This is a genomic window from Pedococcus bigeumensis, from assembly GCF_006438965.1.
Taxonomy (GTDB): Bacteria; Actinomycetota; Actinomycetes; order Actinomycetales; family Dermatophilaceae; genus Pedococcus; species Pedococcus bigeumensis_A.
The window spans coordinates 427,695-440,946 of record NZ_RCZM01000003.1 but is presented as its reverse complement, the minus strand read 5'-3'; the positions used below and the strand labels follow the sequence as shown (position 1 = coordinate 440,946).

At 65.0% G+C, this 13,252-nt stretch carries 12 protein-coding genes; 6 read left to right on the top strand and 6 right to left on the bottom strand.

Going from position 1 to position 13,252, the window contains the following annotated elements:
• Positions 1-176 precede the first annotated feature (176 nt).
• Positions 177-1,112: an alpha/beta hydrolase gene (locus EAH86_RS10480; protein ID WP_140740194.1), complete on the bottom strand. Its 936-nt coding sequence runs from the start codon at positions 1,110-1,112 to the stop codon at positions 177-179.
• 100 nt (positions 1,113-1,212) lie between these two features.
• Here EAH86_RS10480 and EAH86_RS10475 point away from each other — a divergent pair, with 100 nt between their 5' ends.
• On the top strand, positions 1,213-1,761 hold the full coding sequence (locus tag EAH86_RS10475; protein ID WP_140740191.1) for a dihydrofolate reductase family protein: 549 nt from the start codon (positions 1,213-1,215) through the stop codon (positions 1,759-1,761).
• 114 nt (positions 1,762-1,875) lie between these two features.
• On the opposite strand, the gene EAH86_RS10470 is transcribed toward EAH86_RS10475, so the two are convergent.
• The 3 genes from EAH86_RS10470 to EAH86_RS10460 all read right to left on the bottom strand — a co-directional run bounded on the left by EAH86_RS10470 (position 1,876) and on the right by EAH86_RS10460 (position 6,099).
• Positions 1,876-2,679 (bottom strand): hypothetical protein, encoded by an 804-nt coding sequence (locus EAH86_RS10470; protein WP_140740188.1) that lies wholly within the window; start codon positions 2,677-2,679, stop codon positions 1,876-1,878.
• A 497-nt stretch (positions 2,680-3,176) separates the two neighbouring features.
• Complete coding sequence (locus tag EAH86_RS10465) at positions 3,177-4,949, bottom strand: hypothetical protein (protein ID WP_140740185.1); 1,773 nt, start codon at positions 4,947-4,949, stop codon at positions 3,177-3,179.
• 10 nt (positions 4,950-4,959) lie between these two features.
• Complete coding sequence (locus EAH86_RS10460) at positions 4,960-6,099, bottom strand: hypothetical protein (protein ID WP_140740183.1); 1,140 nt, start codon at positions 6,097-6,099, stop codon at positions 4,960-4,962.
• A 516-nt stretch (positions 6,100-6,615) separates the two neighbouring features.
• Between EAH86_RS10460 and EAH86_RS10455 the strand changes: the two genes are divergently transcribed.
• Positions 6,616-7,164: a hypothetical protein gene (locus tag EAH86_RS10455; protein WP_140740180.1), complete on the top strand. Its 549-nt coding sequence runs from the start codon at positions 6,616-6,618 to the stop codon at positions 7,162-7,164.
• Positions 7,165-7,226: 62 nt separating this feature from the next.
• Positions 7,227-7,646: a hypothetical protein gene (locus EAH86_RS10450; protein WP_140740177.1), complete on the top strand. Its 420-nt coding sequence runs from the start codon at positions 7,227-7,229 to the stop codon at positions 7,644-7,646.
• A gap of 211 nt (positions 7,647-7,857) precedes the next feature.
• Here EAH86_RS10450 and EAH86_RS10445 read toward each other — a convergent pair whose 3' ends face one another.
• A complete protein-coding gene (locus EAH86_RS10445; RefSeq protein ID WP_140740173.1) occupies positions 7,858-8,421 on the bottom strand; it encodes a hypothetical protein in 564 nt (187 codons plus the stop codon).
• A 48-nt stretch (positions 8,422-8,469) separates the two neighbouring features.
• Entirely contained in the window at positions 8,470-8,883 is a 414-nt protein-coding gene (locus EAH86_RS10440; protein WP_140740170.1) for a hypothetical protein, read from the bottom strand.
• A 461-nt stretch (positions 8,884-9,344) separates the two neighbouring features.
• On the opposite strand from EAH86_RS10440, the gene EAH86_RS10435 reads away from it, so the two are divergent.
• The 3 genes from EAH86_RS10435 (at position 9,345) to EAH86_RS10425 (ending at position 13,248) form a co-directional block, all read left to right on the top strand.
• Positions 9,345-9,725: a hypothetical protein gene (locus EAH86_RS10435; protein WP_140740168.1), complete on the top strand. Its 381-nt coding sequence runs from the start codon at positions 9,345-9,347 to the stop codon at positions 9,723-9,725.
• A 92-nt stretch (positions 9,726-9,817) separates the two neighbouring features.
• Positions 9,818-11,269 (top strand): ATP-binding protein, encoded by a 1,452-nt coding sequence (locus tag EAH86_RS10430; RefSeq protein ID WP_140740165.1) that lies wholly within the window; start codon positions 9,818-9,820, stop codon positions 11,267-11,269.
• Entirely contained in the window at positions 11,266-13,248 is a 1,983-nt protein-coding gene (locus EAH86_RS10425) for a Druantia anti-phage system protein DruA (RefSeq protein ID WP_140740162.1), read from the top strand. Before EAH86_RS10430 ends, EAH86_RS10425 begins: the two co-directional genes overlap by 4 nt.
• Positions 13,249-13,252: the final 4 nt, after the last annotated feature.

Sequence of the window (13,252 nt, the reverse complement as noted above, 5' to 3'; positions counted from 1 at the left end):
GGCCGCCATCACCCCCAGGACGGAGCCGGCGCCGGGTTCTCGACATCGTCGCGGGCCGTTCTTTCGACGAGTTTCCAACCGCTGCGGTATGCCGCGTCGCCGCCACCCGCAGTCGAGTGGGCACGACACGCTGACGGGTAGGTCGGGTGATCAGCGCGTCATGCACTGTCGACTGGTCAGCCAGCTGTGGGGAGGTGCGCGTCGAGCCAGTCGACGACCTCGTCCATGACCTCGTCGCGGTTGGTCTCGTTCAGGACCTCGTGGCGGGCCTCGGGCCAGAGCTTCACACTCACGTCCTGCACCCCGAGCCGGCGGTACTGGTCGGCGACCTGCTGGACGCCCTTGCCCTTGGCGCCGACCGGGTCGAGCGAGCCGGAGACGAGGTGGATCGGCAGGTTCTTGGGGACCCGCATGACCGCGGAGTCCGAGTTGATGGTGCCGAGCCCACCGAGCAGGTCGACGAAGAAGCCGGCCGTGAAGACGTTGCCGCAGCGCTCGTCGGCGACGTACTTGTCGACCTCGGCCTCGTCGCGGGACAGCCAGTCGAACTTGGTGCGGTTCGGCTTGAACGCCGCGCCGTACTGGCCGAAGGTCAGCTGGTCCATCAGGCCGCTCGGGTGGCGACGGCCGCGGAGCCTGGCCTGAGAGGTCGCGAGGGCCAGACCCACCTTGCCGAGCGCCCCCGGGTCGCCCGCCGTGCCGGACAGGACCACACCGTCGAGGTCTCCCGCGAACCGCATCACGTAGGACCTGCTGAGGAAGGACCCCATGCTGTGGCCGAAGAGGAAGAACGGCAGCCCCGGGTTCTCCTCCCGTGCGTGCTCGGTCACGAGGTGCATGTCGTCCACGACGGTGTCCCAGCCGTGGTCGTCGGCGAGGTAACCGGCCTCGTGCGGCGTCCGGGCAGTGCCGCCGTGGCCGCGGTGGTCGCTGGCGTACACGGCATACCCGGCCTCGGTCAGCCGCTCGCCGAACCGGGCGTAGCGGTCCGAGTGCTCGGCCATGCCGTGCGCGATCTGCACCACTGCCTTCGGCGGGCCGTCGGGCAGCCACCGGTTGACGTGCAGCTGCGTGCCGTCGGCCGTGGCCAGGGTGAAGGTGCTCGGCTGCATGGGATGACGATAGTGCGGCGATGAGTTCCGCGCGGGGTCCTGGTCTCAACCGTCACAAGCGGCTCTCGACAGCGGCACCCTCGTGCGAAAGGCTTTGACCATGGCCAGAAAAGTTTCCGCCCACCTGTTCAACTCCATCAACGGCGTCGTGGAGTCGCCCAACGAGTGGCAGTTCGACCGGTTCGGGCCGGAGGAGATGGAGATGATGGGCGCGGCGATCGGCGGGGTCACCGACGTGGTGATCGGCCGCAAGCTGTGGGACGAGTGGTCGGAGTACTGGCAGTCCGCGGGTGCCGACGACCCGTTCGGCCAGTTCATCAACCCGGTGCGCAAGCACGTCGTGTCCTTGACGCGCTCCGGCGACCTCGGCTGGAACAGCACCGTCATCGAGGGCGACCCAGCGGACTACGTCCGCGCGCTGAAGGAGACCGACGGTGGTGACATCTCCGTCGTGGGCGGCATCGACACCACCCGGTCGCTGTTCCTCGCCGGCGCGATCGACGAGTTGACCTTGACGACGCACCCCGTGGCTGGGGTCGGGCGACGGCTGTTCGACGAGTCCGTCCCGGTCACCCGGCTCGACCTGGTCCGCAGCCAGGTCACGCCGGCCGGCAACGCCGTGCTGACCTACGCCCTGCACCAGGACTGACCGCAGGGGACGCCCGCCTGCGTCGAGGACCTGACCGACATCGGCCGGGGCCGCCACGTTTGTGGTGACCCCGGCCGCTTGTCAGTCCCGGTGCCTGTCAGCTCCGGCAGCGTGTCAGTCGGCCGGCTGGAAGCCAGCCCGTTGCGCCGCTTCGGCGTCCGCGAACCACACGTGGGGCTCCGCCTCCTCGTAGTGGTCGTGGTCCTCCGTCACGAACGTCTTGGTGTCCTCCCACGCCTTCACCGGGTGGCCAAAGGGCATCGCGCCGTCGTGGATCGTCGCGGCCGACCCCACGCTGTAGCCGCCGTCCCTGACCTCCTCGAGCTCGGAGACGCGTCGTCCACCGTTGCCCGACGAGTCGGCACTTGGCTGGTCCTGGGCGTCAGCAGCGTCGCTCTCGCTCTCGCTGTCGTTGTCCTTGGCGTTATCCTTGCCCTCGTCCTTGTCGTCCTCGGAGCTGAGGTTGCCCTCGGAGTCCCAGACCTGCGGTCCGCCGTCCTCGGCGGTCCAGTCCCCGGGTTGCCGGAACTCCTCGCCGGCGGCGATGTCGTGGTTGGCCGGGTCGTGCTCGGCCGCAAACTCCTCGGCGGCCCGCTGCCGATCCTCGTCGGAGTCGCCCTCGTCCTTCGAGTCGGCCTCGGCGTCGGACGCGGACTTTGAGTCGTCCGCGGCGGCCGACTCGGTCTCGGAGTCAGTGTCCGAGTCAGGGTCGGACTCGGAACGGTCCTGAGCTTCCGTGGGGCTGTCGTCCGCCTCGTCCCGACTCGTGCTTGCCTCGTCGACCTGGGATGTCTCGGGCGACTCGGCGGCTTCGGTCTCGGTCTCGTCGACGGGCGGCTTCGCCGTGTCAGTGGTCTCGGCGGCCACGTCAGATCGTGGGGTCGGCTCCGGGTTGGCCGGTTCAGGGGTCGTGCTCATGGCGTCCTCCTTGACGGTGCGGCGGATGGGTCCGCTGACGTCAGGCTATGTCGGATCAGCCCACTCCGCAGTCCGGCGCAGCGCCCTGACCTGCGGCTTTGCCGGCACCCGACCGGGTTCTGGCTTCGCGATCCACCGGGTCGCCACACGAAGCAGGACCCCCGACAAAGCGTCGGGGGTCCTGCTTCGTTGTGTGGGTGGTTCAAAGTTGCAGGTGGCGCTCCACACTTGTCGGGGCGGATCACAGGGTTATGCGGGGATGGTTCACAGGGTTTCCGGGGAGCTCAGACCGTCCAACGGGAGGGCCTACAGCGCGCTATGACGGACGGTCCGCGGAGCTCGGATGCCTGCGTGTCCGGACTGGGCGTTGGACGGTCGACGTGACACAGCTCGACGTGGGACGGCGCGATTTCAGGTTCAAATCCCGATCACATGGTTAGAGCGCGCAGGAGGGGCAGGACCCCTTCTGGGTCCTGCCCCTCCTGCGTTTCGACCGGTCAGGCTGCCGCGACACGCCCGTCGTGATTGCCCTCCTGGCCAACTCGTGGCTCGTTCGGTGCGACGCCTCCGTTGTTGCGAACGGCTTCGCGCCACCGCTCCTGAATCTTGATGTTCGCCCGTGCCACCGAGAACGCGATAGTCAGGCTGACCATCGGGTTGCGTCGCCCGTAGACACTCCGGTCCTGAAGGTTGCCGCCCTCGGTGGAAGTCAGGACGCTGTTGAACCCCTCGTCGCGCGAACGGTTACACGACATCCAGTCCTGGTGCTCCCACGAGCCTTCCATCACGGGCTGGTACTGGGTGAACTGCCGTGGGGTGAGCACGATGGTCGTGTTGGCGTTCTCGCAGACCAATGGCCACTGCTCAATCGGTGCGCTGCCACTGAGATCGGGGAGGCGTTGCGTCGCCGGGTCCTCGAATGACCCGTCGCCCTGGATCGCAGATCGGATCGCGCAGCGGACTTTTCCCTTGGCCGCGGGGCACTGAACTCGTAGTTTGATCACCCGCTCCGGTTCGGCCGTCGTGGTTTTGCTTGGACGGCCAGGGGCGCGATTGATGGTGACTTGCGGGAGTCCATTGAGCGGCATCTCGCAATGACGCAGGGCCTCTTGGTGCTCGTTGAATCGCGCCGCGTGCTGGGGTGTGTCGCCAGGGGTGGGCGCCTCGGGACCAGCCTGTCGGAGAAGGTGTGCTGCGGCAGGACAGAGGATCGTTCCGCGGTACATGAAGGGTCCGGGTTCGGTTTCTTCCGGGTCGATGACCCGTCCGAGGTCGTGGAGGAGCCGGATTCGCGCGTCGTTTGGGTAATGCATGAGCAGCGTGTAGCCGCGTTCTAGGACATCAGCGTTGAAGAGGGTCGTGCGCGAATAGGCTTGGTCGGTGACCAGATGGGTTCGGTCGTTGCGTCCCTTCGTCGGTCGAATCGGGCTGGACTTGAACTGGTCGAGGCAGCGCTTGGCCGCCTCAGCGCTTCCAGGTGAAGAGCCGTTGATGTCCAGTGCCACGCAGACAGTCGGCACTCGCCTGCCATAGGGCCGGGAAGTGGCGACCGCCCGGGTGAGTCCGACGGACCAGCCCGCCCCAACGCGGTTCTGCTTTTTGTAGAAGTTGGCCATGGGCGTTGCGGAGGCCTTCATGCCTTTGTCGTCGTAGTAGTTGGTGAAGGCCTTCGAGACATGGACGACGTGTTCGTCGATAGCCAAGTCGCCCTTCCAGTCATCGAGAAGCGAGCGGTCGATGGTGGCGGTGATGAGGTCATTGAGCACCTTGCGACGCAGTTCTGTCTGGGGTGCCATGGTGATCGCGGCTTTCTGCTGGGCCGCCTTGCTCGCGGTTCGGCCGGTGCGTGCGTTGGCTGCCCGTGGCGTGTCGTCCATGGGGTCGAGCATCCGCCGCACGAACTGCCAGAGCCTCTGGTGCTCGTTGCGCCAGGCCGCCGCGTCCGCAGTGAGGACAGCGAGGCGCTCTGTGGTTCGAATGTCGGGCATGCCGATGAACTTCAGTTGATCGTCGGTGTAGTCGGTCCAGATGAGTGCGCATACCTCAGCGAGTGATGCGGGACGGCCAGCGAAAACCGCGTGGAACATGGCGATGAGCACGCCCCGAGCGGTGTACTGGCCGTATCGCGGAGGAGCTCCCGCGGGGCCCTTGGTCTTGGCTGCAGATTCGAGGGTCTGGACGATTCCGGACTCGTCGATGATGCGGGCGGTGAGTTTCAGCACCGCCGCGGTGTCTGTCGGTCGTACGCGGTTTCCCAGGCTGTTGATCACGGTGGAGTCCTTATCGAGTGCGGGCGTAGTTGAGGTCGCGCACGATCGTGCGCGAGTCGGGCGTTGGGGCATGGGTCATGAGGTCGCTGATGGTGTGGCCTCCCGCGCCGGGCTGCACACCGGCGACCGCCCAGATCACGTTGGAGGGGACTCGCTGGGTGAGCAGATGGACGAGCCATGTGTTCCGAGCGCGGATCGGGTTGATGTCGGCCAGACCTGCATGGGGCTCTGCACGGAGTCGCAGTTTTGTCATCACGTTGGCTCGTGCGTTGAGGTGCGGGGCCAGCAAGTAGTCCTTGGAGCCACGGAACCGGTAGAGCCGATCACCAACAAGCCCGAAGATCGGTACGTCCCGGAACTCACCGTTCTTGTCGGGAATCCGGATGACCGTCACGCCGTCGACCAAGACGATCCACTGGCCGGTCGCTCGGATCGCCTCCTGCGAGCGCAGACCGGCCTCTCCGGTGAGGTCGAGCAGCATGGTCAACTGGCCCTTGAGGTCCGGGTCTAGGAGTTCCCGGACCTTCCGGCGCAGGTTGTTCCACTCCTCTTGGGTGTACGGGAGCGCCGGGGCCTGACGCGGGATGCGCTGGGGGCGCGGCTTGTCCGGGTGTCCTTCGCGGATGCGCAGGAGGGTGCTGCGGTGAGTCCGCTGGGATGAGATCTTCAGTTCCCGTTCGCGGTCCTTGAGGTAGTGCCCGATCATCGATTCCGTCAGGTGCTTGTCGGGGTCAAACGTCGCGGTGCGCGAGTAGACGTAGTCCGCGAAGCGATAGAGGACTGAGCACATGGTCCGGTCGGAGCGCACCGACTCGAACGGCACGAGCATGATCTGCCCTACGACCGCCTCTCGAATCTCTCGCGCCGTGGCGAGGGGAATCTTCGGCTGGAACATCTTGAGCGCTTCGGCGCGCAGGGGGTCCTTGCGAGCGGCGCCAGTTCGCAGGGCAATCGTGGACGGGTTGTCAGTTGGCTGGGAACGATCTCCGTCGATCAGCGAGTCCGTGCTAGGTGCGGGCTGAGGCGCTGAGGGGGCCGAGTCCTCGTCGGGCTCCTCGTAGTGTCCGATCTGACGGTCCATCAGCGCGCGGACCTGGGAGGGGCTGACGCTCAGTGTCCTGCGTGCGGGTCGTCCAGTCGTGCGGGTCAAGGTCTTCTCCTGTGCTGATGCGTGTGCGGATGCGTCTGGACAGGAGCTGGAGCCGCATGCTGTTATGTAGTCGATCAACTACATCCCAGTTAAGGGGAAGAGCTGTGGCTCCTCAAGGCTTCACTTCAAACTTCAGGCGTGGAATTCCGCCCGGTCCAGGTCTCGCGTTCACCTCCTTTCCTGACCTGTCCGAACCTGCCCCGTCCTGTCCGAACACTTCATCGGCGGACTTGGCGTGGACGGGCACACCCGCGACCTGGCTACCGACGCCACGCCGCCGGATAGCGCACGTCAGGTCGCCACGAGAATTCGTGAACGCATGAATCCGAGGCGGGTCACGACCGACGTGACAGGCGTCTTTCGCACGTTCTTCGACCCCGTCTCAAGACAGGCACGGTGGTGCGCCACGGTCGCTGCCGTCGAGACCGGCGACTGGCCAATGGGCCGGGTCGCGAAGGCCGCTCATCCGAGTGGACACCGGCGACGCTCAAGCACCGTGAGGCTGGGTGCTGCACGATGACCCGGACCCCATGGAGCGCGCTCCTCGATCCGGAGCGCCTGGACACCCTCAGGCTGCTCATCGCGCTGAACCCGGCTGACAGTGAAGCCCACGACACAGCAAGGACGGCACACCTCGTGTTGTCGCGGGTGCTCGCGGACATGACCGACATCGAGGAGGCCTCGATCACTGCGATCATCGCCGCAGCCCGCGCGAGCACAGGGGTCGAAGACGACAGCAACGGGCTGACCCTGTCTGGGGCCCTGGAGGGGACGCTGCGGGCCACACTGGACCACCGCCTTGTGCTGGCCATGCTCGCTGGGGCCGTCCTGCGCTCTCATGACAATTTGGCCCGCATGGAGGGGGTCGGCACAGGGCCCGGCGGCTATCACAAAGCGCAGATCGACGGGCAGCGCCGCGATGCGGCGATGACACTGCGGGCGTTCCGCGCGTGGGAGCGCGTCGTCGACCAACCAGCCAACCTCGATCACGGTTATGGGGCGGCCAATTCGGCCTCGTCGGGTGTTGAGGTCGGCCAACCGCCTGACGAGGTTCGCCCGCGGTGATGCCGGAGAGACTCCGAGGCAAGGCTCATGGGCCTAGCAGTCACACGGCTTTGCTATGGGACTTGGACAACGTCACGGCGGGAGTGGATGCCGACCACGCGCTGGGAAAGCAAATCATCGAGCACTGCGGCGGCTCGAACCTGCTCTACGCCGCGGGACATCGAGGGACCTACCGTCAGCATCGCCTGATGCTCGCGGCCATCGGCATCACGGTGATCAGTGGTGGCCTGCGCTCGCAAGGGGCGGATCGACAACTGTTGCATTACGGCCACATCCTGGCTCGCAGGGGCGTCTCGATACTCGTCGTTGCCAGCAACGACGGAGCGTTCGCTCGTCTTCCGGTTGAGACGGGAGTCACCGTGCTGACATTGACCCCAGGGTTGGTCAGCAAGCGACTACGAACACGAGCCGACGCGGTGGTCGCGCTGCACCACCCTGGTCAGCCCTTCTGGGCTACCACCACCGACCCCCAAGGCGTGTAGCCACGGCTGGGCAGGTCTCCGTTGCGCTTCGCCTCCGACGCCCTGTAGCGAAAAGTACGGGGGTATACAGAAATCTGTATACCCCCGCGGTCGACGGGGCGACCCCATGCCATAGCAAGAGATAAGCAGAAATTGGAAAATCCCTATCTTTCGGCGAACCCAGCGCGCGGTCCCCGACGCGACGACGAACCGCCGCCTGCCGCCACATACCTCAATAGAGCCTTATCCACCCATCCTCGACACTCATCACGTCCTCGCCTCGAAGCCCGGCCATCATGCGGGCTGTGTCCTCGAACGCCTCGGGGTCACCCGCGGACAAGTCCTTGACCTCGCCCGGCTCGAAGCCCGCCGCAATCGCCAGCACGACGTGCTCGGGCTTCGTGACACCTCCCTGCCAGAGATGCCACACCGCCCCCAGTCGTGCGGTGAGGTCGTCGTCGAGGTCAGCAACTTCCACGTCTCGCTTGGGAGCGTCCGGATCTTCGCCAACGGCGATGTAGTCGATCCAGATCCTGGACCAATCGTTTGGGTCCCAAACAACATTGACCCGGCAGGCATGGAAGCGCGATCCGTCAGGAAAACTGACGCTGCCAGGAACCTTCTCGAAGCACTCATCGACGGCGTGGCTCTCCGAGAACGCCTGTGCCAGGAACTGAGTGTCGGCCTCGGAGAGGGAGACCTCCCAGGTTGCCAGACCCCTGAGTTCTGCGCCGCGACCCTTCAGACGGGTCGCGCGGTCGCGCGGTTCGAACCGCATGAGTAGATCGCGCAGCATGCCGCCCTGCCTTTTGGTTTCGAGTGTGGACCGAGAACTGTAGGCCGACTACCGCAGCGGTTCTCCTTGCGTTTGCAGAGCCGTTACAAGGGCGTCTCGCGTCTTAGTCACCTGATGGTCGACCAGCGCCAGGGCCTCCGGCGTGCCACTGCCACTGAGATTGATGAGGCGAACTGCAGTCACCCGGAAGGAGAGCCACGCCATCCATACCGGCTGCAGCCAATCCGACGGCCCTGCGAAGTCTCCGTATGCCGCGTCGGTGCCTAGGTCGGCGCGCGAAGACCTCGTTGCTAGTTCCGCTGCGTGGGTGTACTGCGACGCCAACACGTAGAACTCGGCGAGTCCCGAGCCCTCTTCCGCCAAAATGCTCTGGATCGATGCCATGCCGGGGACAGCGGTACCTCGGGGAAGCTTGGCACCTACGGCCGTTGCAAAGGCGCCGATCTGCTCCGACTGGGCCACGATCCGATGCGAGTCTCTTGTCTCGCTGCGCGTTCCGAGACGCGCACCTTCGTGTAGAAGGGCCAGCCATCGGGCCTCGCGTTGCCACTCGTCCTCTGGCTGCAGAAGCCACAGACAGCGGGCGGCCGCCTCGGTTGCTGCCCGTGCAGTCACCCATGCCGACGGAGCCAGGGCCATGTCTGTCCTAGCAAGCGTGATGGTGGCTTCTGCGTGCCGGAGTGCCAGGTTGCTCAGAGACCACCCATAGCGCAGCGCTTCCCACTCTGTGGTGAGCGCCCAGGTTCCCCGCTGGGCAAGGTACCTGCCCATGCCCACATCGATGCGACTCGCTAGTCGGCGAAGCTCACGAGTAGGTTCCTGAAGAGTTGCCACTCAGACATCCTTTCAAGCGAATGCCTGTGTCGTTGGTCAACCCGCACCTAGCCGCAGAAGTCCTAGCCAACTTGGGGGAGGATGTCGCCATGGCGGCCATCCAGACACCCGACGAAATCAGCACCCTCGTGGCGCGTCTCGAAGGCGAGAAGTGCGCCTCATTGGAGGTGCTCGGGATCAACTCACTGAAGTCGCTGTCGCCCATGCCGGGCGCCCTTACGGGCGAGACGATCGAGTGCACGAAGGTCGACGATCGACGCTTTACAGTGACCACGGACAGTCATCAGGTCGAGTTCGACCTTCAGCGCACCGGCAAGGTTCTCTGGCTGAGCAGCGCCCAGCCATACGCTGTGACGGGTGGCGCTTCGAGGCCGACGGTGCGCCTCATCCTCGCCAATGGGCAGGGCCTCGACCTAACCGAGCCGGGGCGCACCAAGCGCATAGCGGTGACCATTCGTGTGCGCGGGTGACGTGACGCTTCGGACTCGCGCACAAGGTGCGCACCAGCCAGACGGGCAGCTACTCTGACCCCAGACAGTTTCGCCACGACATACGGAGAGTCATGAGCCGACGACCGGAACGAGTTGACGATCTCCTGGTCTCCGCGAACTTCATTCGGGCGGTTCGTGAGTCTGGGTACCTGAGCATCTCAACGGCCCTGGCTGAACTAGTCGATAACTCCCTGCAGGCGTGCGCCACCGCGGTCGCCATCACGATCAGCCGCATCACATCGGACGCTCTTCCCCAGATCGTGGTGGAAGACAACGGCGTCGGCATGTCCAAGGTCGAACTCGAACTGTGCCTGCGATTCGGGGGCTCCACCCGCTTCGACGCGCGGAAGTCCTTCGGTCGCTTCGGCATGGGTCTCCCCGCAGCGAGCCTCAGCCAGGCTCGACGCGTGGAGGTGACCGCGTGGCAGAACCACAAGTCCGAGCAGTCCGTCACCCTCGACGTCGATGCGATCGTGGCCGGAAGTGATCCCGCGATCGGAGCTCACCGCGGGGCTTTCAGCACCAGCGACTCCGGTTGTCGAGTGCGCTGGATGGAATGTGACCGCATCGAGTATCGCCGACTGGCGTGGCTGGAGCGGTCTCTGCATCGCGACCTCGGACGTATGTACCGGCGCTTCCTCACAGCGGGCTTCAACATGACCATCAATGGGTCACCGGTGGAGGCGGTCGATCCCATGTTGCTCACGACCAAGCTTGAGGGTGCTGCCGCCAGCCTGGCATTCGATCAGCTTGAGTACGAGTTGGAGACGAGCGGGGGCGACTCCTCCGTCGTGACGGTGCGCTTCGCCATGCTCCCAGTGCAGCGCTGGCAGCACCTCGATAACGTGACGAAGCGGCGGGTAGGGATCGTCGGCGGCGGGGGTGTCTCGATCCTGCGCGCGGGTCGTGAAATCGCGAGCGGTTGGCACCTCATGGGTTCCAAGCGCAAGGAGAACTATGACGACTGGTGGCGCTGCGAGATCGAGTTTGACCCCATCCTTGACGAGCACTTTGGCATCACGATCAACAAGCAGGGCATCCGCCCTTCGAGGGCACTCCGCCATGCCATAGAGCCCGAACTAGAATCGATCGCCCGCCTCCTGAACGCGAAGGTGCGCCAGGCATTCGAGGATCTGAAGTTTCAGTCCGCTGCCGAGGCGTCGTGTCGCATCGCGACCGCGGTCGACCCGGACCTACCGATTATCCCCTCACGCGCGAGAGGGGGCGCCATCCAGTACCGAATTTCGTCCGATGTGCTCCCGATGGAGGTGATGTTTCGCTCGACGCTTGCGCAGCGGACGCTCTCGCTAACCCTCAACACCGACCATCCAGCCTTCTCAGCTCTGTATCAGCCGCTGCAGTCCATCGACAGCGAGGCGGCAGCGGAGCTCCGGACCTCTATTGAATTGCTCCTGCTGTCGTTCGCGCGAACTGCGGTCCAGATGGAACGGGCGGGCCACCGCCTGGATGATCTTCTCCACGCTTGGGGTAGCACCTACGGACGGATGCTGCAGAAGTCATGAGAGAAGACGACTCGAAGTACATCCCGCTGGCACTTCCACCGGGAGCAACAGCGAAAGAGCGACGCGGTTTCACCCGGCTGTGCACTCTGCTCGCGCGTGCGGGTTTCGACGCCGACGCGGGACTCGATCACGCCTTCTGGATTGCCGCCGCGGAACTCGGTGACATCTACAACCAACCACGGCTGGCCGCAGCCGCACACACGGTTATCGACTTGGTCGATCAAGGCTGGACAGCCCAGGTGGACAGGCATGGGCCCCTCCTTAGCCCTCCCGAAACGCAGGCCGAGCGCGCCACCGAGAAAGCGCGCATCCGGCGACAGGAACACCTTCGCCGTGACGCCCAGCTTCGGCAGCCAAGCGTGCGCAGGTTCGTGGAAGGCATGGAACGGCCCCATCAGTACAACGACAGACTGGTGTCAATCTTTAACCTGATGCGTGATGGGCGCGAACTTGCCGATTCGCTTGAGGCAAACCTTGACGATCGGAACACAATCCAGCCGTACATCCAGATCGTGGATGGTTCCGCGATCTGCGAACTAACCGGCTTCAGGTTGCATGACGTCTGGCGCTACTTCCGTCACACCTGGTCGAATGCCTACTCGACCGTGCCCGGGCGCTCCATGCCCATCCTGATCCGTGACGCTGCTACGCAGTATCACGCCGTGATCGGCCTGGCTGCGATCTCCAGTCCCGTCGTCCAAATTGCTGAACGTGACACCTGGATGGGCTGGGACACCAAGCAGTTCGTTGCGGCCCTGGAACGTGAACCGACGGATGAAGTGGCTCGTTGGCTGGGGCGACGCATCAAGACGCAGAAGCGCGAACTCTATGTCGAGGACCTGCTTCGCGACGGTGTGCTGCAACCGAACGACCTGAAGGCCCCGACGCAGGATGTCGTCGCTCGGCTCAAGGCCGACGCAGAGCGCCATCGGGCGAAACACCATCGTGGGGGGACGATCCGCGAAGTTCGCAACATCCAGACCGATGCCTGGGTCGAGCGAGCCGAATCGCATCTCTTTCGTTCAAAGCGATCATCAGTCCTCGCGGAGACTCTCGATATTCAAAGACTGTTGGGCAGTTACTTAGGCGATAGGCCCACCGCTGCCGGTCTCCGCAAGGCCCTGGCTGACCCGAGGGCGAAAGCGCAGATCGGGCGGATATCGCGGCGGGCCCGAGGTGAGCGCGTCGGCACTGTCATCGCGGATCTCACCGTGTGCGGCGCCGTTGCGCCATACAACTCCTTGGCAGCAGGCAAGCTGGTTGGGGCCTTGGCTGCATCACCGCAGATGTTGGGGGCCTACCGGGCCAAGTACTCGCGCCCGAGCGAGATAGCTTCGGCAATGGCCGGTCGTCCGATCACCCGGGAGGCTCGACTGGCCTTCGTGGGAACCACTTCGCTGTATGGGACTGGATCGAGTCAGTACAACCGATTGTTCTGGCCCGCCTCCGCCGTCGGTGGTTCCGAGCAGTCCCGAATTGGCTTCCACAAGCTTGGTCGCTCGCGCTCGTTCGGGACTTCACACTTCTCTGATGAGACCGTTGAAGCCTTGGTGCGGCTGTCAGAGCACACCGGTGGGCTTGTCCGGGTTAACAGTCTGTTCGGCGAGGGCGTTAGTCCACGCCTGCGCAAAGTACGGCTTGGCTTAGCCTCGCTCGGCTGGTCGGCCAACGACCTGCTCAAGCATGGGCGTGAACGCATCCTGTACGGCGTGCCGCTCGTCGAGAACTTGCGCGACTACTCGCTCGGTATCGACCCAGAGCCCCAGTATCTGCTCGACCCGGAACCGCACGACGCCGGAGAGGCAGTGGCCAGTTGGTGGTTCGATCGGTGGGCGCGCAACCGCGCAGCCCAAGATCAAGTCCGGGAGACGATGCGTGAGCACCGACTGGTCCGGCCGATCCAGCATGGGGCCCGCGTCCCCTTACCGACCGATAATGGAGACCTGCCGATGCCAAGCCGCGCTCGGCACGAGGCGTGACGGG